The sequence below is a fragment of the Halobacterium rubrum genome (genome assembly GCF_021729015.1).
GTDB classification, from domain to species: domain Archaea; phylum Halobacteriota; class Halobacteria; order Halobacteriales; family Halobacteriaceae; genus Halobacterium; species Halobacterium rubrum.
The window spans coordinates 49894-66201 of sequence record NZ_JAJQQZ010000002.1 but is presented as its reverse complement, the minus strand read 5'-3'; the positions used below and the strand labels follow the sequence as shown (position 1 = coordinate 66201).

Genomic DNA, 16308 nt, shown 5'->3' with positions numbered 1-16308 from the left:
CGTCAAGCCCCGCGAGACCGACGGTTGCCGTGATGGGTATCCTCGACACCGACCGGCGCGTCCTCGTGCTGGCGATGGCACGGATGGCCGACGCGGTCGGCAACTCCTTTCTCATCGTCGTACTCCCCGCGTACATCGGCGCCGAGGGTCGCGTCGCCGTCGAGTCGCTCACGGGCCAGCTGGCCGTCGCAGGGGTCGACGTGCTGGTGGTCACGCCCGCGTTGCTCATCGGCCTCGTGCTCTCGATGTTCGGGTTCCTGAACAGCTTCCTGCAGCCGTTCACCGGCCGGCTCTCCGACCGCGCCGGCGTCCGGAAGCCGTTCATCCTCGGCGGACTCGCGCTGCTCGCGGCCGCCTCCGGCGCCTACTCGCTGGTCTCCGACTACCGAATCGTGCTCGTCTTGCGCGCGCTCCAGGGCATCGGTGCCGCGCTCACGGTTCCGGCGACGGTCGCGCTCGTCAACGAACTCGGTACCACCGACACCCGAGGGAACAACTTCGGCGTGTTCAACACGTTCCGCCTCATCGGGTTCGGGTTCGGTCCCATCGTCGCGGGCGTGGTGTTGACGCGGTTCGGGTTCGACGCCGCGTTCGCCGTCGCCGTCGTCGGGGCGCTCGTGTCCTTCGTGCTCGTCGAGTGGCTCGTCGAGGAGCCGTCACGGGCCGAGGCCGACGCGGGCGAGGACCTCTCCATCGCCGTGCTCGGCGACCGGGGCCTGTTCGACCCCGTGTTCGCGCTCGGCGTCGCGACTGTCTGCATGGGAATCTGCATCGCGATGTTCGCGACCCTCGAAGCCACCATCAACGACCGCCTCGGGCAGTCCTCGGTCCTGTTCGGCGCGCAGTTCGGCGCGGTGACGCTGGCGAACGTCGTCTTCCAGGTCCCCATCGGGGACGCCAGCGACACCTACGGCCGCCGGCCGTTCATCGTCGCCGGGTTCGTGCTCCTGATTCCGGCGACGCTCGCTCAGGGGTACGCCCCGACGCCCGCGACGATGGTGCTCGCGCGGTTCGTGCAGGGCGTCGCCGTCGCTGCCGTGTTCGCGCCGTCGCTGGCCGTCGCCGGCGACCTCGCGCGAGCCGGCGCTTCCGGTAGCACACTGTCGGTGCTCACGATGGGGTTCGGGCTCGGGACGGCCATCGGCCCGCTCGCGTCCGGGTTCCTCGTGCGGTTCGGGTTCCCGGTTCCGTTCGCCGTGGGGAGCGCGCTCGCGGCGCTCGCGCTCGCCCTCGTCTACACACAGGTCAGGGAGACAGTCGAGAACGCGAAGTCCGTGCGAGCGACGCCCGGCGACTGATTACTCGAAGTCGGGGTCGCGGTCGTCGAGGAACGCCTGCATGCCCTCGCGCTGGTCGTGGCTGCCGAACAGCCCCGCCCACGTCCGCGCCTCGAAGTCCAGACCGGCGGCCAGACCGGTCTCGTGGCTCTGATTGATCGCTTCCTTCGCGGCGCGCAGCGCCGTCGCGGGCTGCGCCGCGAGGTCGCCGGCGAGGGCCGCGACGTGGTCGTCGAGTTCGTCGTGCGCGACGACCTCACCGACGAGGCCCGCCTCGTGGGCGTCGGTCGCGTCCATCCGATCCCCGAAGTAGACGAGCCGGCGCGCGGTCTCGTCGCCGACGAGTCGGGGCAGGCGCTGGGTACCGCCCCAGCCGGGGACGATGCCGAGGTCGATCTCTGTCTGGCCGAGCACCGCCCGCTCGCTGGCGACCCGGAGGTCGCAGGCGAGCGCGAGCTCCATCCCGCCGCCGAACGCGTAGCCGTTGATGGCCGCGATGACGGGCGCCGGGAACGACTCGATGGCGTTCGCGACGCCGTGCCCGAGTTCGGCGTACGCCTGCGCCTCGGCGGTGTCCATGTCCACCATGTAGGAGATGTCCGCGCCCGCGACGAACGCGTCGTCGCCCGCGCCCGTCAGGACGAGGACTCGCGCGTCGGCGTCCTCGGCGTCCTCCAGGGCCGCCTCGATGCCGTGCAGCGTCGGGACGTTCAGGGCGTTCAGGCGGTCCGGGCGGTCGATGGTGATGGTCGCGACGCCTTCGTCCGTCACGTCGAGGTCGACGGTGTCTGCCATACCGGGGTGGAGGACGCCGGCGGGCAAAAGACTCCGGGGTCTCCTTCGCAAATCCGAAATACCGGCTTCCCGAACGACGCCACATGACCCTCTCCGAGGAGGCCCGCGAGCGCCTGGCGGACCTCGTGGCCCTCCAGCCGACCAAGAACAGCGAACTCCAGGACCGCTGGGGCCTGGACTCCGGGAGCGACGTCCACCAGTACCTCGAGGACCACCTCCGCGACTACTACTACCGCGACGAGGACTCGATGATTCGCGCGACCGCCGAAGCGTCCGAACTCGTCGGCGACGTCGACGAGGACGGCGAGGCGCCCGCCGTTCACATGTCCGACACCGAACGGAGGGTCTTCGCGGTCATCGCCGGCCCCGACGAGCGTTCCGAGAGCGTCGTCTCCGTCCTGCACGCCGTCCGCGACGAGTACGGCGGCGACGACGCCGCCCTCGAGTCCGGGGACGTGCGGCGCGCGCTCCAGACGCTCAAGCGCAAGGGCATCGTCGCAGTCGAGAACCGAACCGTGCCGACCTACCGGCTCGCCGTCCCCCGCGACGACGTCACCGTCGCCGACGACTGACGGCGCCGTCTCACCCGCCGTCGCGCTGTCGCTGCCGTCGTTCCGCGAGCACGTCCCGAATCGCACTGCCGGGACCGCCCTCGATGGGCCACCCGCGCTGGCGCCACGCCGGCGGCTCGGGCTCGTACTCCGGACACGACCCCGAGCACTCTGCCGCCGACTGTTCTCGCTGTTTGGCCGCGCAGACCGGTACGTAGCCGTGGTCGGCGCGCGTCAGCCGGAAGTGCCGGCAGTCCGGCCGCATCGTGTCGACGTACGACCGCCAGCCGCGCTCGAACGCGCGCTCGGCGATTTCGAGGCGTTTCTCGGTCTTCCAGTCGGCGTCGACGTACTCGAACTCGGCGGCCGACTGGTCGAACGCGCTCCCCGAGGGCCGGTCGGTGATTCTGGTGCCAGTCGCGTCGGCGGCCAGCGTCCGCGGCAGCCACTCGACGGAGGCCGTCCACTCGTCGTTGCCGCCGCTGCTGTCGAAGGCCAGAATCCCGGCCTCGACCGGGAGTTCGGCGAGCAGCGCGCGCTCCACGCCCCCTTCCTCGTCGGCGGCCGTCGCGAGCCACACCTCGTCGGCGAGCCCGAGCGCCACGTCCCGCTGGAGCTGGTCCGCGAGCGCGTCCGCCGCCGACGCGTCGAGGTCGGGCTTGTTCTCGATTGCGACGACCCGCTGCACCCAGTCCGCCGGGTACTCCCACCTCCGCCGGAGCTCGATTCTGTTGCCGTCACGCCGGGTCTCTACGATGCCGCGGTCGCTCGCCCGGTGGATCGCCTCCCGGACGTACCGCCACGGGTAGCCCGGGTGCGGGAGCGCGTCCCGGTAGAACGCCCACTCCGGGGGCGCGTGCCGGACGACGTGCAGGAGGTCCGAGTCCAGCCGCTGCGCGCCGAACTTCGCGCGCTGTCGCAGGCCCGCCGGGTCGACTTCCAGGACCACCGTGTCCCAGCGCCGCCGCTTCGTGCCGAGCTGGCGGGCGACGAGCCGGGAGACGTCGTCGCCGTCGCTCCCGGGACGCCAGCACTGCTCGACCCACGCGCACACCCGGAGCTCGAACCCGAACTCGTGGCCGACGCTCACGGCCGGACTGGGGCCGTCGACCCACCTACCTCTTTCGGCGCACCACCGGCATCGACTGCCTGTACGGAGAAGCCAGCACAGCCGCTGCTGCTACTGCCGCCAGCGAGGCTGACCGGCGGGGCGCCGGTCAGATCTCCGCCTTCTCGTCGATGAACTTGTGGGCGTCCTCGAGAATCTCCCGGGGGCCGTCCTGCGTGATGGTGTTGACCGCCTGCTCGTAGTCCCGCCACTGGAGGTCTGAGTGCTCGCTGGACAGCTCGGCACTCGCCTCGAAGGACTTCGCGATGAACAGGTGGACCGTCTTGTGGATGCGGTCGCCGTTCGCCTCGAACACGTAGTCGTACTCGTCTCTGAACCCGTCAACGAGGCGAAAGTCCTCGATGCCGGCTTCTTCCTGTACCTCTCGAATCGCCGTCTGCTGGAGCTCCTCGTCCCCCTCCACGCCGCCCTTCGGGAACTCCCAGTCCCCGGGCCGGCTCTTCAGGAGGAGGTACTCGCGCCGGTCCCGCGTATTGCGGAACAGAATCGCACCGGCGCTAGTCGCTTCGACCGTCATTGCCCGCAGATAGTGGTGCGCCAGTTAAGTGAATGTCGGAGTGGGGGTCGGTCGCACGCGTGGTCCGCCAAGCACACGGTTTAACAGGGTGGGCCACGTCACTCGTCGGTAGCACCCCCAGCTATGACCTTCGTAACTAAACTATCCCTCGAGAGTGGGGACCGGACGGCCCTGGACGCCGTCGTCTCCGACATCAAGGAGACGTGCCGGCGGAAGGGCGCCCAGCTCAAGGGTCCGCACTCCGACGCTCCCGCCGAGATTCGGGTACCGCTGTACGCCCGACTCGGCGGCGACCCGGAGGAGAAGACAAACGACTGGCACTACACCGTCTACCGGCGCCGCGTGGCGCTGCACGGCCACGACGACCTCGCTCGCGAGATCATGGAGCGGGACTTCCCGTCGAGCGTGCACGTCGAGGCCGAAGTCGAGCGCATCGAGCCGCTCGGTTCCTCCGTCTGAGGGTCTCCGTCGCAGTTCTCAGTGTCGTCCCGACCCGCCAGCAGCGGCGCTGGTGTCGTTCGGGGCAGCGCGTCGAAGCGCTCGGCACGGACGAGGCGATTCGCGAAGAGAATACCGCTGCCGTCGGCCGGCTAGAACGCGCTCTCGCCGACGGTCTCGACGTACTCTGCCTCGCCGACGTGCTCGCTGTCGTCGAAGCTCGTCACCTTCAGGCGGACGCGCTTGTCCAGCAGGCCGTCCGGCGCGTCGTCGTCTAGCCGGAGTTTGGAGTCGCCGACGCGAGCGATCTGCGCGCCGTTCTCGCGGCCGGTGACGAACAGCTCGACCTCGTCACCGACGTCGAAGCTGGGTTTGTTCGTGCGGAACGACCAGCCCGCGAGGTACTTCTCGAGGATGCTCATGCGCGAGCCACCTCCTCGCTCTCGCGGTCACTGATGTACTCCAGCCCGAAGCCGGTGAACGCGGCGACGATGAACACCGAGACGAGCAGCCAGCCGTGGAAGACGAACGGTACGACCTCGATGGGGTTGACGACCATCGACTGCTCGAACCACGCGTACTCGTCGGGCAGCCCCTGGAGGGTGGCGTAGCCGACGAGCACGCCGCCCGACCACGGGAAGATGTAGCCGAGCGCGCTCGTGTTCGCGTCGAGGATGTTCGCGCGCCGGTAGCCGTTGATGTTGAAGCGCTCGCCGAGCCGCGCGATGTACGGCGCGATGGCGATCTCGGCCGCGGTGTTGATGGTGATCATGGAGTTGACGAACGCGGTGCCCAGCACCATCGTCAGCTCGGCGCGGCGGACGGTGGTGGCGACCGAGTTCAGCAGCCACTCCTGGATGGCGCGGAAGCCGCCGCCCCGGATCATGATCTGGGCGCCGGCGACGATGAGCAACACGAGGACGATCAGCGGGAAGAAGCCCTGCGCGCCGGCGTAGAGGCTCCCGCCGACGCTCGTCTCGCCGGCCTCCACGAGCTCGACGAACGGCAGGAACGCGAGCTCCTGGGCGATGCCGATGTCTTCGCTCGCGCGGAAGACGAGCATCTCCGAGAAGTCCGCCAGCCCGAACACGAGGTTGAACACGAACGCGACGACGATGCCCCACGAGATGGCTTCGACGATGTGGCGGCCGGCGACCGCGGTGCCGATGACGGCCGCCATCGAGCCGAGGTGGAGCAGGCCGAGCGGTTCGGCGCTCGACACGAGAATCTCGCGGGCGTCGCCGGCGATGTCGAGCCCGGACATCGAGGCGCCCGCCACGAGGTAGGCGCTGAACGCCAGGACGGCCGCGACGATGGCGTACTTGAACCGGGAGGCGACCACGCCGCCGATGTCGGCGTCCTGCGTGACCGCGCTCACGATGGTGGTGTCGCTGACGGGCGCGAGGTTGTCACCGAAGACGGCGCCCGAGAGAATCGACCCGAACAGCAAGGCGGGGTTCGCGCCGAGCAGCACGCCCGCCGGGAAGAACAGCGCGCTGAACGCGACCGTGGTGCCGTAGCCGGTGCCGATACCGGTCGCGAGCAGGCCGGCGAGGATGAACGTCACGGCCGGGAACATCGAGGCGCCGACGCCGACTGCGTCGGCCGCCCAGACGAGTCCGGAGACGAACTCGCCGGTCTGGATCGTCTCCGCGAACATGCCCGCCCAGAGCCACGCGACGACTGCGGTCGCGGCGACCCGGCGGGTCATGCCCTCGAAGATGGTGTTCGCGTACCCCGTCCACGACCCTTTTACGAGGAAGAGGCCGAGGATGAGCGCGACGAGCATCCCCGCGACGAGGCCGGTCGTGTCCCCGATGCGGAGGATGCCACTCTGTACGATTGCCCACACGACGAAGAAGACGAGCGGGAACGCGCTCGCCAGTTTGCCGCCGTAGAACTCGATGTCGGGTTCGCCGTCGTCCGCGAGGTCGTCGTCGCCGAACCCGTCAGTCTGGTCGGTGCTCATTATGCTACGGTTGGCAATTTTCGGGGAGGGTGAAATATGTTTCCGGGTCTCGCTGGTACTCCCACATTTATACCGGCGCCGCTCCCGCGGTACGGCATGGACTACACGGACCGCGAGACGCTGGTGGGGCTGCGGCGCGAGCTACACCGGGTACCGGAGCCGGCGTGGTGCGAGTTCCAGACGACCGCGCGGATCGTCGAGGCGTGCCGGGCGATCGGCGTGGACGACCTGCACGTCGGCCGGGACGTGGTAGACGCCGACGCCCGGATGGCGGTGCCCGAGGACGCCGAGCTCTCGAAGTGGCGGGACCGCGCCAGCGCGGCGGGCGTCGACGAGGTGCTCCTCGACGAGATGGCGGGCGGCTTCACGGGCGCCGTCGCCGTCCTCGAGCGCGGGGAAGGGCCGACGGTGGGGCTGCGCGTGGACATCGACGCGCTGCACATCACCGAGAGCGAGGCCGACGACCACCACCCCGCGAGCGAGGGGTTCCGGTCCGAGCACGAGGGCTGCATGCACGCCTGCGGCCACGACGGCCACGCAACCATCGGCGTGGGCGTCCTCGCGGCGGTCGCCGAGAGCGACTTCGAGGGCACGCTGAAGGTGGTGTTCCAGCCGGCCGAGGAGCGCGTCGGCGGCGGAAAAGCGGTCGCGCAGAGCGGCCACCTCGACGACGTCGACTCCCTCTACGCCGTCCACCTCGGCCTCGACCACCCGACCGGCGAAGTGGTCGCGGGCGTCGGCGGCTTCCTCGCCGTCAGCCACCTGCTGGCGGAGTTCGAGGGCGCCGGCGCGCACGCCGGCGCGCACCCCGAGCAGGGACGCAACGCCGTGCAGGCGATGGCGACGGCCGTCCAGAACCTCTACGCGATTCCGCGCCACGACGAGGGTGCGACGCGCGTGAACGCCGGGCGTGCGGGCGGCGGCACCGCGACCAACATCATCCCCGAGGAGGCGTTCGTGGAGGGCGAGGTCCGCGGGGAGACGACGGAGCTGATGGAGTACATGAAGGAGAAGGCCGACCGGGTCGTCCGGTCGGCGGCGGAGATGCACGAGTGCACGGTCGAGACGCACACCGAGGGCGAGGCGCCGAGCGCGGAGAGCGACCAGTCGCTGGTCGACGTGTTCTCGGCGGTCGCCGGCGAGCACGGCGGCGTGGACTCGCTGGTCGAGCGGGACGCCCTCGGCGGCAGCGAGGACGCCACCTACCTGATGCAGCGCGTGCAGGAGACCGGCGGGCAGGCGTGTTACGTCTGCGTCGGCACCGACCACCCCGGCGGCCACCACACGCCGACGTTCGACGTCGACGAGCGGTCGCTGGCCGTCGGCATCGACACACTGACGGACGCCGTCCGGCGCGTCGCGTCCGAACAGCCCTGAGCTGGGTCGTCTGAGGGCGGCCGGGAGTAGCTTCTTGTGGTCTCGAAGAGAACAGTTACGTATGAGCGACGCGACCACCCGCCGCGGCTTCCTCGCCGGCGTCGCGGGCGCCGGCGGGGTCGCAGCGGCGGGCACGGCGGCTGGCCAGGAGCAGACGACCACCGTCGACATGACCGACAGCCTCGTCTTCGACCCCGAGGAGGTCACCGTGCAGGTCGGCACCGAGGTGGTGTGGGAGAACGTCGGGTCGGTCGGCCACTCCGTCACCGCCTACGAGGACGGCATCCCGGAGGGCGCCGACTACTGGGCGTCCGGCGGCTTCGACGACGAGTCGTCCGCGCGCGGCGCCTACCCCAGTCAGGGCGACGTGCCGGGCGGGGAGAGCTACAGTCACACGTTCGAGACGACCGGCACGCACGAGTACTTCTGCATCCCCCACGAGTCGGTGGGGATGGTCGGTGAGGTCGTCGTCACGGAGGACCCGCCGCCCGAGGACACGGGCTACGAGACCATCGTCCCGAACAGCGCACAGACACTCGCCGTCTGGCTGGTCGCCGGGCTGACGGCGGTCCTCGGGCTCACGTGGTTCTTCATGAAGTTCGGCGGGGACTACGAAGCCGGAGAAGAGGGCGGTGGCGGCGGTGGTGGCGTCTAGTACTTCGGGTCGGCGCCGGTGACCTCGTAGACGTCGGTCATGATGTCGTCCCGGCGGGCCTGCCAGTCGGCGAGTCCGTCCGGCGAACTCGGGTAGTCCTGGTAGTGGTCCAGCAGGCGGTCGGCCTGCTGTTTCGCGCGGTAGAAGTCCGCGATCTCCGTCCAGTAGCCGAAGGACTTCAGCGCCGTCACGAGCTTGAGCTTGAGGCCGAACTGGGTGCTCCCGTCGTAGAGGGCTTCGGCGAGCTTCTGGCCGGGGAGCGCAGCGAGCAGCCCCATCAGGTCGTCGACGTCGATGGCCGTCGACATGATGTTGTAGACGTCCAGCGCGGCGTACCGGGCGCCGAAGTGGTCCATGACGTTCTCGTTGTACTCCCAGAGCATCGACTCGGAGGCGTCGCCGGTCTCGACGGCACGAATCGCGCGCTCGCCGGCGTACTTCCCGGCGTATGCGGCGCCGGCGATGCCGCCCCCGGTCGTCGGATTGACGTGGCCGGCGGCGTCACCGACGGCGACGAACCCGGGGGCAGTCGCGGAGTCGTAGGGCCGCCGGGTCGGCAGCGCGGCGCCGAGCTTGTCCTTGACCTCGGCGCCCTCGAACTCGGGGCGCTGCTGGAGGTCGGCTTTGAGGTCGTCGACGAGCTGCATCGGCTCCTCGTTCATCTGGAAGCCCAGCCCGGCGTTGATCTCGGTGTCCGTCCGCGGGAAGTACCAGAGGTAGCCGGCCGCGCGGTCGGTCGGCTTGAAGACCAGGGCGTCGTCCCAGTCGACCGGCTCCGGCACCTCGACGATCTCCCGGTACGCCGAGCAGAACTGCGAGTAGGAGACGTTCGTGTCGAAAGTGGCGTTCGACACGTCGACCTTGTCCTGGAGGACGGACAGCGACCCGGCGGCGTCCACGACGACGTCCCCGGTGAACTCGTGGACGCGGCCGTCGCGCTTGCCTTTCACGCCGGTCACTCGCCCGCCGCCGTCCTGTTCGACCTGCTGGACGACGACGTCGTAGAAGAAGTCGACGCCCGTCCGCTCGGCGCCGTCGATGACACACCGGCCGTACTCCCAGCGGTCGATGACCGCCAGCTCGCCCGGCACCGGAATATCGAGGACGGTGTTCTCCCGGGGAATCTCGAAACGGCCGTGGTCGACGCCGGTGTTCGTGAACGCCGGCTCGAGCTGGGACTTCGGGATGACCTCGGGGAAGTTGTCGGCACCCTTGAGCGCGTCACCGCACGCGATGTGGCCGGCTTCCTCCTCGGACTTCCGCTCGACGATGGCGACGTCGTACCCCGCGTCGGCGACCGTCGCCGCAGTGTAGCAGCCGGACGTCCCGGCCCCGACGACGACGACGTCGTACTCGTGGGTGGGCATACCCCCGAGTTGCTGCCCGCGAGGAAAACTCTTTATGACGACCGTCCGGCTCGCCGGGAATGCGTCGCCGCCGCGGGGACACGGGGGTGGAAAGCGTTTTGTCGGCGCTCGTGCAAGCCGCTGGCATGACCGAGTACACCGTGGAGTTCGCCGGCACCGGCGAGACCATCGAGGTGTCGGACACGGAGACCGTCCTGAAGGCGTGCCTGCGGGAGGGCATCGCCCAGGAGTACTCCTGTCGCGTCGGGATGTGTCTCGCGTGCTCCGCGAAGATCGAGGAGGGCGACGTCACGCAGCCTGCCGCCCGCGGCCTCACCGACGAGGAAGCCGAGGAGTACGCGCTGACGTGCATGGCGCGCCCGCAGAGCGACCTCGTGCTCGACCGCGGGAAGTACCCCGACAGCATCGAAAACGGGGCCGCAGCCGCGGACCAGGCCGCAGCGGACGACGACTGACCGACGCCCAGCCGCCTTCTCCCCGACCTCGCAATCCTACTCCACCGAGGACACCGCGCAGTTGTTCGGCCCGCGTTCCAGTTCCAGCGCGTCCTCGTCTACCTCTTCCCGGCCGAGGTTCACGCCCACGATCTCCTCGTAGTTCGCCGGCCGGGGCGGCAGGTCGGTGGTGACGCGGTCCACGAACGCCGGTCTGTCCAGGTCCAGTAGTGACAGGCCCGCCCGGACGTCGCCGAGCGGGCGCGCGAACCCGGCGTCGGGCCCGTCGCGCTCCGTTGACGGCTCGACGTGACCCGGGAGCACCCGGACCTCGTGGTCTCTGTCGAACACTCGCTGGAGCGTGTCGTACTGCTGGCCGGCCAGTTCACGGGCGGCGTCCTCGTCCTCGAGGTCGGGGCGGCCGACGCTGTCGAGGAACAGGCAGTCGGCCGTCAGCAGGTTCTCGGTCCACGCGAACACGACCTGTTCGGAGGTGTGGCCGGGCGCGTGCTCCACGCCGAGCGCGCGCTCCCCGACCGGAATTTCGTCGCCGTCGCCGGCGAGCGTGGCGTCGTCGTCGAGGCCGCGCTCGGTCGCACCAGCGGGAAGCACTGGCTCCGCGTCCGTGGCGTCGGCCAGCGCCCGGACCCCGGAGACGTGGTCGGCGTGGACGTGCGTGTCGACGGCGTACTCGACAGTCAGGTCGCGTTCCCGTGCTGCGTCGACGTACTCCTCGACGGCGGCGGCCAGCGGGTCGACGACCGCCGCCTCGCCGCCGTCGGCCACGAGGTACGAGAGACAGCCCGAGGAGGGACGCTCGAACTGCACGACACTAGCCCCGAGGTCGTGGGCCACCACGAGGTCGGCCCACGCCTCCATGCCGCCGGCGAGGTTCACGGCGTCGACGCCCTCGCTGCGGAGGTCCGTGGCGACCTCCGCGCTGGCCTCGCCCACGGCGCAGACGGCGACGACCGGCTCGCCGAAGTCCTCGGGCACGAGGTTCGCCGGGTCGCCACTGACACCGGCGGCGACGAACTCCATGTAGGGGACGTGGCGGGCGGTGACGTCGGGACCGTCGACGTGCCAGGCGTCGAACTCGTCGCGGTCCCGGACGTCGAGGACGCTCACGGGTTCGTCGCCGCGGAGCCGGTCGTAGAGGTCGCGGGCCGAGATTGCGGGCGCGCTCATGGGGAAGCCTACGCTCGCTGGGGGCAAAAGCTCACGTCAGCCGGCGACCAAGACGGGGACATGGACGCCGACAGCTTCCGGGACGCGGTCGAGGCGCGAACGCAGACCGAACTCGACCGTCTCGGCTCCTCGAAGCGCCTCGTGGCCGTGACCGGCGCCGACCTCTCGACGGAGACCGTCCTCGAGCGCGCGGCCGCCAGCGAGGCCGCGGCGGCCGAGACGTTCGACGTGCTCGCCGCCGCCAGCGACGACCCGGCCGCCGTCGAGACCTTCGAGTCGTTCGCCGCGACGGAGCGCGAGCACTACGAGCGCGTCACGGCCGACCTCGACGACGGGGACGTGGCGGCCGAACCGGGAGCGGTCCACGACGTGCTCCGCGAGCAGACGGACGACGTGACCCGGGCCGGCACGGTGGTCGGCCGCGGCCTCGTCGCCGACCGGACGCTCGCGCAGTTCGTCGGCTTCTTCGTCAACGACGCCGACGAGACTCTGGCCGACCGCTTCCGGGACCTCCGGCGTGACACAGACGACGACACCGACGAGGCGGTCGCCCTGCTCGCGTCGGTCTGCGAGGGCGACGACGACTGGGGGCGAGCCGCCGAAGCCGCAGAAGCCGCCGTCGACGCCGCCTACGAGGAGTACGTAGCTGCCCTGAACGAACTGGGCGTCGACGCGAAGTCGGTCTGTTGACCCGCAACGACTTCCCTCGCGGGGGCCCAGAGACTGGTGTGCCCTCGTTTCGTCGCGTCGCCGACCGGTGGTTCGCGCTCGGGCTCGCCGTCAGCCCGCTGTGGACGATGGTCGCCGGCACGAGCGTCGGCTTCTCGGCCGCCTGGACCGCCGGGCTCGCCTCGCTGACGGTGCTTGCCGTCGCGCTCGTCGCGTACGGCCCCGGCCACGAGAGCGACGACGTCTGGTGGTTCGGCGGCGTGACGCTGCTCGCGGACTTCCTCGTGACGCTTGCCGCCCAGTACGGCTTCGGCGTCCAGCTCGACGACTACCCCGTCGCGGCAGTCGCCGTCTGGCTGGCCGCTCTCGGCGCCGGGCTCGCGGTCGCTATCGACCGTCACAGCCGGCCCTAAGACATTTCTCGGCAGTGAGCGAATCGTCTCCGCGTGAAGTGACGCGCCCTCCTCGCAGTCGCCAGCAGCGGCGCCGCCGGCACACTCGCCGGCGTCTTCGAGCCGACATTCCGGCGTCGTTCGACGGTGGACTCTGCCGGCGCCTCGACTGACGGACCGGCTACGGGAAGATGCTCTCCGGGAGGTACGCCGAGACCGTCCAGTTCGGCGCGTCGACGACCTCGCTGACCTTGAGGTCGACGGCGGCCGAGCAGAGGATGTACGCCTCGGCCCGGGAGAGCCCGCGCTCCTCGTGGAGGTGCGTAATCATGTGCCGGACGGCCTCCTTCGTGGCGTCCATCAGGTCCGGTGCGATGCCGGTCGTGCCGTACATCGGCTCGTCCTCGCCCGTCGCGGTGTAGGGGTGGTCGGACTCGAACTCGGGCTGCTCGATGTCCCTGTCTTTCAGGACGTCGAAGCGCGCCGTGACGAACATCGGCGCCTCGATGCCGGTGACACACACCTCGCCGTCGCCCTGCGCGGCGTGGCAGTCCCCCGTCGAGAACAGGGCGCCCTCGTTCTCCACCGGGAGGTAGACCGTCGACCCCTCAGTGAGGTGTTTCACGTCCATGTTCCCGCCGACGTCCCGGGGCGGGAGCGTGTCGTGCTCGCCGGCCTCGCCGGGCGCGTTCCCGATGGTGCCCGGGAACGGGTCCAGCGGCACCTCGATGCCGTCGACGAAGTGGCCGACGTCGCCGTCGAGCTCCCACGCGTGGTAGCCGGGGTCCTCGAAGTCCTCCGGCAGCAGCCCGAGACCCATGTCGCCCGGCATGAATCCCGTGTACCCCCAGCCCTTGTGCTCGAAGTCGAGCAGTTCGACCGCCAGCACGTCGCCGGGCTCGGCGCCCTCGACGTACACCGGCCCCGTGAGCGGGTGGACGGGGTCGAAGCTCACCTCGCCGAACTCCTCGGCCGTAGCCTCCATCCCGACCTGGCCGTCGACGGCGTCCCGGCACTCGAAGCGCACCACCTCGCCGGGCTCGACGGTCAGCACCGGGTCGAGGGAGTTGTCCCACGCGTGGTGGACGTTCGCGTCGTCGTCGCTCAGCTCGTAGTCCGGACTGACGTCTGGTGACATACACCGAACACTATCACGACGGCCGACATAAAGCCGCACCCGGATGGAATCGGGTGGCCGCTTCGCTACGCCTCGTCGAACGTGGTGAGACGGTCGCTCACTCCTCGTCGAACGCCGACAGAACCACTGCGCTCGCCTGTCGAGCTCGACCCGGCTACGCCGGGTCGAAGAGGGTCTCGCCGTCGACCATGTGCGCCTCGACGGCGTCCATGTCCAGCGTCAGGCCCAGCCCCGGCTGCTCGGGAATCTCGATGTAGCCGTCCTCGATGACGTCCTCCTCGACGAGGTCCGACCACCAGTCGAGTTCGTAGGAGTGGTACTCGACGGCCAGCGAGTTCGGGATGGCGGCGCCGACGTGCGCGCTCGCCATCGTCGCCACCGGCGAGGAGACGTTGTGCATCGCCACCGGGACGTAGTACTGGTTCGCGACGTCCGCGACCTTCCGGGTCTCCCGCATCCCGCCGACCTTCGGCAGGTCGGGCGCGACGATGTCCACGGCCTGGTTCTCGACGAGCCGGCGCTCCTCGGTCACCCGGTAGCGGTTCTCGCCGACCGCGATGGGCGTCGTCGTGGACTTCGTGACTTCCTCCTGGACCTCGAGGTTCTCCGGCGGCACGGGGTCCTCGAGCCACCAGACGTCGTACTCCTCCAGCTCCGACGCGAGGCGCTTCGCGGAGCCGCCGGAGAACGTCCAGTGGCAGTCGAAGGCGACGTCCGCGCGGTCTTTCACGCGCTCCGTGACCGCCTCCACGATGTCGACCTTGTGCCGGATCTCGCCCGGGCGCAGGTGACGGTTCGCGCGGTCCTTCTCCAGCCCGCTGGGGACGTCGAGGTCGAACTTGAGGGCGTCGTAGCCCAGTTCCTCGACGACGCGCTCGGCCTCGTCGGCACAGGCCTCGGGGTCGGCCTCCGCCTCGGTGTGGCAGTCACAGTACACCCGCACCTCGTCGCGGTACTTCCCGCCGAGCAGCTGGTAGGCGGGGACGCCCAGCACCTTCCCGGCGAGGTCGTGTAGCGCGAGCTCGATGCCGGAGATGGCAGTGACGGTGACGCCCTCGACGGAGCCCTCGCCGCTCATCTTCTGGACGAGGTGCTCGAACAGCCGGTCGATGTCGAGGGGGTTCTCGCCGACGACGAACGGCTTCATGCGCTCGATGAGCTCGGGGACGCCGGCGCCCCAGTAGGCTTCGCCGGTGCCGACGACGCCCGCGTCGGTGTAGACGCGGACGAGCGTCCACGGGAAGTTCCCGTCGACCATCGTGGTCTGAATGTCCGTGATTTCGAGGTCGCGGGGCGCCGGCCGGGCGTCGTCCGCGCCCATCGTCTCGGCGGACAGCTCCCGCATGGTGTACTCCGCGTTCGGGTCGTGGAGGTCCGTGTAGTCCTTCGTCATGGATGAATGTTCACTCGGGTCCGTGTAAACCTACTGTTCACAGCAGGTCGAGGGCCGCGAGGTCGGCCTCGAGGGCGGCGCGGTCCTCGGCGTCCATCCCGCGCAGCGGCGACCGCAGCGGCCCTGCGTAGAACCCCTGGAGGTCCAGCGCGGTCTTCACGCCCGCCATGTAGGGGCCGCGCTTGAGCGCCGACCGGACGTCGTAGACAGTGCTCTGGAGGTCCTTCGCGCGAGCCACGTCGCCGTCGTCGTAGGCCTCGTAGAGGTCCACGACGAGTTCGGGGAAGGCGTTGGCGACGGCCGACACCATCCCGGAACAGCCGAGGTCCAGCCCCGGCGCGAGCAGGGAGTCCGAGCCCGCGAGGAACGTCAGCTCGGGGTGGCCGTCGACGGCCTGCCCGAGCCACGGCACGTCCTTCGAGGAGTCCTTGAGGCCGGCGAGGTTGTCGATGGCAGCGAGCTCGTCGAGGGTCTCGAGCGAGAGCTCGTTGCCGGTCTTCGACGGGATGTGGTAGACGTACACCGGGCAGTCGACGGCGGCCGCGACCTCCCGGTAGTGCTCGACGGCGGCCTCGCCGTCGAGGGGGTAGTAGAACGGCGTCACGACGACGACGCCGTCCGCGCCGACCGACTCGGCGTGCTCGGCGTGTGCGACGGTCTGGCGGGTCGACGGCGCGCCGACGCCGGCGATGACCGGGACGTCGCCGCCGACCTCGTCGACGACCGCCTCGACGACGCGGTCGCGCTCGCCGGGCGTCAGCAGCGGGAACTCGCCGTTCGTCCCGAGCGGGAAGACGCCGTGCGCGCCGGCGTCGACGACGAAGCGGGCGTGTTCGGCGGTGGTCTCGACGTCCAGCGACTCGTCTCGGTCGAAGGCCGTCACCGTCGGCGGGACGACACCGTGCAGGTCGAGTGGGTCGTCGCTCCCCGGGGCTGGCGCGTGCGTGGGCATGGCTGGTGGGTCGCCCGCCGCCAGCATAAACGCCGGGATTCTACGATAACTTGTTCGGTCCCGAGTA

Annotated in this window: 18 protein-coding genes; 8 read left to right on the top strand and 10 right to left on the bottom strand. The window is 70.1% G+C overall.

Translation table 11 applies throughout. The features are described 5' to 3' along the window. Positions 1-32 precede the first annotated feature (32 nt). The gene (locus tag LT971_RS07880) at positions 33-1298 is read left to right on the top strand and encodes an MFS transporter (RefSeq protein WP_237006331.1); all 1266 of its coding nucleotides are present in this window, start codon (positions 33-35) and stop codon (positions 1296-1298) included. On the opposite strand, the gene LT971_RS07875 is transcribed toward LT971_RS07880, so the two are convergent. Then, positions 1299-2072: an enoyl-CoA hydratase/isomerase family protein gene (locus LT971_RS07875; RefSeq protein WP_237006330.1), complete on the bottom strand. Its 774-nt coding sequence runs from the start codon at positions 2070-2072 to the stop codon at positions 1299-1301. Positions 2073-2155: 83 nt separating this feature from the next. Here LT971_RS07875 and LT971_RS07870 point away from each other — a divergent pair, with 83 nt between their 5' ends. Beyond that, the gene (locus LT971_RS07870) at positions 2156-2644 is read left to right on the top strand and encodes a DUF5797 family protein (protein ID WP_237006329.1); all 489 of its coding nucleotides are present in this window, start codon (positions 2156-2158) and stop codon (positions 2642-2644) included. 10 nt (positions 2645-2654) lie between these two features. On the opposite strand, the gene LT971_RS07865 is transcribed toward LT971_RS07870, so the two are convergent. Together LT971_RS07865 and LT971_RS07860 are read right to left on the bottom strand one after the other, a co-directional pair. Then, entirely contained in the window at positions 2655-3713 is a 1059-nt protein-coding gene (locus LT971_RS07865) for a DUF5787 family protein (protein WP_237006328.1), read from the bottom strand. A 127-nt stretch (positions 3714-3840) separates the two neighbouring features. After that, a complete protein-coding gene (locus tag LT971_RS07860; RefSeq protein ID WP_237006327.1) occupies positions 3841-4269 on the bottom strand; it encodes a bis(5'-nucleosyl)-tetraphosphatase in 429 nt (142 codons plus the stop codon). A gap of 123 nt (positions 4270-4392) precedes the next feature. On the opposite strand from LT971_RS07860, the gene LT971_RS07855 reads away from it, so the two are divergent. Further along, complete coding sequence (locus LT971_RS07855; RefSeq protein WP_237006326.1) at positions 4393-4728, top strand: uS10/mL48 family ribosomal protein; 336 nt, start codon at positions 4393-4395, stop codon at positions 4726-4728. 131 nt (positions 4729-4859) lie between these two features. Here LT971_RS07855 and LT971_RS07850 read toward each other — a convergent pair whose 3' ends face one another. Next, complete coding sequence (locus tag LT971_RS07850; protein WP_237006325.1) at positions 4860-5129, bottom strand: DUF7513 family protein; 270 nt, start codon at positions 5127-5129, stop codon at positions 4860-4862. Further along, positions 5126-6676, bottom strand: a complete 1551-nt coding sequence (locus LT971_RS07845) for a Na+/H+ antiporter NhaC family protein (protein ID WP_237006324.1) — start codon at positions 6674-6676, stop codon at positions 5126-5128. The genes LT971_RS07850 and LT971_RS07845 overlap by 4 nt, the downstream gene beginning before the upstream one ends. 96 nt (positions 6677-6772) lie before the next feature. Between LT971_RS07845 and LT971_RS07840 the strand changes: the two genes are divergently transcribed. After that, the gene (locus tag LT971_RS07840; protein WP_237006323.1) at positions 6773-8053 is read left to right on the top strand and encodes an amidohydrolase; all 1281 of its coding nucleotides are present in this window, start codon (positions 6773-6775) and stop codon (positions 8051-8053) included. A 61-nt stretch (positions 8054-8114) separates the two neighbouring features. Beyond that, on the top strand, positions 8115-8708 hold the full coding sequence (locus LT971_RS07835; protein WP_237006322.1) for a plastocyanin/azurin family copper-binding protein: 594 nt from the start codon (positions 8115-8117) through the stop codon (positions 8706-8708). On the opposite strand, the gene LT971_RS07830 is transcribed toward LT971_RS07835, so the two are convergent. After that, the gene (locus LT971_RS07830) at positions 8705-10075 is read right to left on the bottom strand and encodes a geranylgeranyl reductase family protein (protein ID WP_237006321.1); all 1371 of its coding nucleotides are present in this window, start codon (positions 10073-10075) and stop codon (positions 8705-8707) included. The genes LT971_RS07835 and LT971_RS07830 overlap by 4 nt on opposite strands. A 125-nt stretch (positions 10076-10200) precedes the next feature. On the opposite strand from LT971_RS07830, the gene LT971_RS07825 reads away from it, so the two are divergent. Continuing rightward, positions 10201-10530 carry a 2Fe-2S iron-sulfur cluster-binding protein gene (locus LT971_RS07825; protein ID WP_237006320.1) on the top strand — a complete coding sequence of 110 codons (330 nt, stop codon included), beginning with the start codon at positions 10201-10203 and terminating at the stop codon, positions 10528-10530. Between the two features lie 36 nt (positions 10531-10566). On the opposite strand, the gene LT971_RS07820 is transcribed toward LT971_RS07825, so the two are convergent. Beyond that, positions 10567-11697, bottom strand: coding sequence for an MBL fold metallo-hydrolase (locus LT971_RS07820; RefSeq protein WP_237006319.1), 1131 nt, complete (start codon positions 11695-11697; stop codon positions 10567-10569). Between the two features lie 60 nt (positions 11698-11757). Here LT971_RS07820 and LT971_RS07815 point away from each other — a divergent pair, with 60 nt between their 5' ends. Both LT971_RS07815 and LT971_RS07810 read left to right on the top strand, forming a co-directional pair. After that, on the top strand, positions 11758-12387 hold the full coding sequence (locus tag LT971_RS07815) for a rubrerythrin family protein (protein ID WP_237006318.1): 630 nt from the start codon (positions 11758-11760) through the stop codon (positions 12385-12387). Between the two features lie 38 nt (positions 12388-12425). Beyond that, entirely contained in the window at positions 12426-12779 is a 354-nt protein-coding gene (locus LT971_RS07810; RefSeq protein ID WP_237006317.1) for a hypothetical protein, read from the top strand. Positions 12780-12939: 160 nt separating this feature from the next. Here LT971_RS07810 and LT971_RS07805 read toward each other — a convergent pair whose 3' ends face one another. From LT971_RS07805 to LT971_RS07795, 3 genes are all read right to left on the bottom strand, one after another. Further along, positions 12940-13896, bottom strand: a complete 957-nt coding sequence (locus tag LT971_RS07805) for an acetamidase/formamidase family protein (RefSeq protein WP_237006316.1) — start codon at positions 13894-13896, stop codon at positions 12940-12942. Positions 13897-14050: 154 nt separating this feature from the next. Beyond that, positions 14051-15289: a mandelate racemase/muconate lactonizing enzyme family protein gene (locus LT971_RS07800; protein ID WP_237006315.1), complete on the bottom strand. Its 1239-nt coding sequence runs from the start codon at positions 15287-15289 to the stop codon at positions 14051-14053. A 37-nt stretch (positions 15290-15326) separates the two neighbouring features. Next, complete coding sequence (locus LT971_RS07795) at positions 15327-16241, bottom strand: dihydrodipicolinate synthase family protein (protein WP_237006314.1); 915 nt, start codon at positions 16239-16241, stop codon at positions 15327-15329. Positions 16242-16308: the final 67 nt, after the last annotated feature.

Coding starts and splice junctions, on each gene's coding strand:
- LT971_RS07860 (WP_237006327.1), bottom strand. CDS start 4,269: ATGACGGTCGAAGCGACTAGCGCCGGTGCGATTCTGTTCCGCAATACG.
- LT971_RS07805 (WP_237006316.1), bottom strand. CDS start 13,896: ATGTCACCAGACGTCAGTCCGGACTACGAGCTGAGCGACGACGACGCG.
- LT971_RS07840 (WP_237006323.1), top strand. CDS start 6,773: ATGGACTACACGGACCGCGAGACGCTGGTGGGGCTGCGGCGCGAGCTA.
- LT971_RS07800 (WP_237006315.1), bottom strand. CDS start 15,289: ATGACGAAGGACTACACGGACCTCCACGACCCGAACGCGGAGTACACC.
- LT971_RS07870 (WP_237006329.1), top strand. CDS start 2,156: ATGACCCTCTCCGAGGAGGCCCGCGAGCGCCTGGCGGACCTCGTGGCC.
- LT971_RS07795 (WP_237006314.1), bottom strand. CDS start 16,241: ATGCCCACGCACGCGCCAGCCCCGGGGAGCGACGACCCACTCGACCTG.
- LT971_RS07835 (WP_237006322.1), top strand. CDS start 8,115: ATGAGCGACGCGACCACCCGCCGCGGCTTCCTCGCCGGCGTCGCGGGC.
- LT971_RS07850 (WP_237006325.1), bottom strand. CDS start 5,129: ATGAGCATCCTCGAGAAGTACCTCGCGGGCTGGTCGTTCCGCACGAAC.
- LT971_RS07825 (WP_237006320.1), top strand. CDS start 10,201: ATGACCGAGTACACCGTGGAGTTCGCCGGCACCGGCGAGACCATCGAG.
- LT971_RS07880 (WP_237006331.1), top strand. CDS start 33: ATGGGTATCCTCGACACCGACCGGCGCGTCCTCGTGCTGGCGATGGCA.
- LT971_RS07845 (WP_237006324.1), bottom strand. CDS start 6,676: ATGAGCACCGACCAGACTGACGGGTTCGGCGACGACGACCTCGCGGAC.
- LT971_RS07855 (WP_237006326.1), top strand. CDS start 4,393: ATGACCTTCGTAACTAAACTATCCCTCGAGAGTGGGGACCGGACGGCC.
- LT971_RS07875 (WP_237006330.1), bottom strand. CDS start 2,072: ATGGCAGACACCGTCGACCTCGACGTGACGGACGAAGGCGTCGCGACC.
- LT971_RS07830 (WP_237006321.1), bottom strand. CDS start 10,075: ATGCCCACCCACGAGTACGACGTCGTCGTCGTCGGGGCCGGGACGTCC.
- LT971_RS07820 (WP_237006319.1), bottom strand. CDS start 11,697: ATGAGCGCGCCCGCAATCTCGGCCCGCGACCTCTACGACCGGCTCCGC.
- LT971_RS07815 (WP_237006318.1), top strand. CDS start 11,758: ATGGACGCCGACAGCTTCCGGGACGCGGTCGAGGCGCGAACGCAGACC.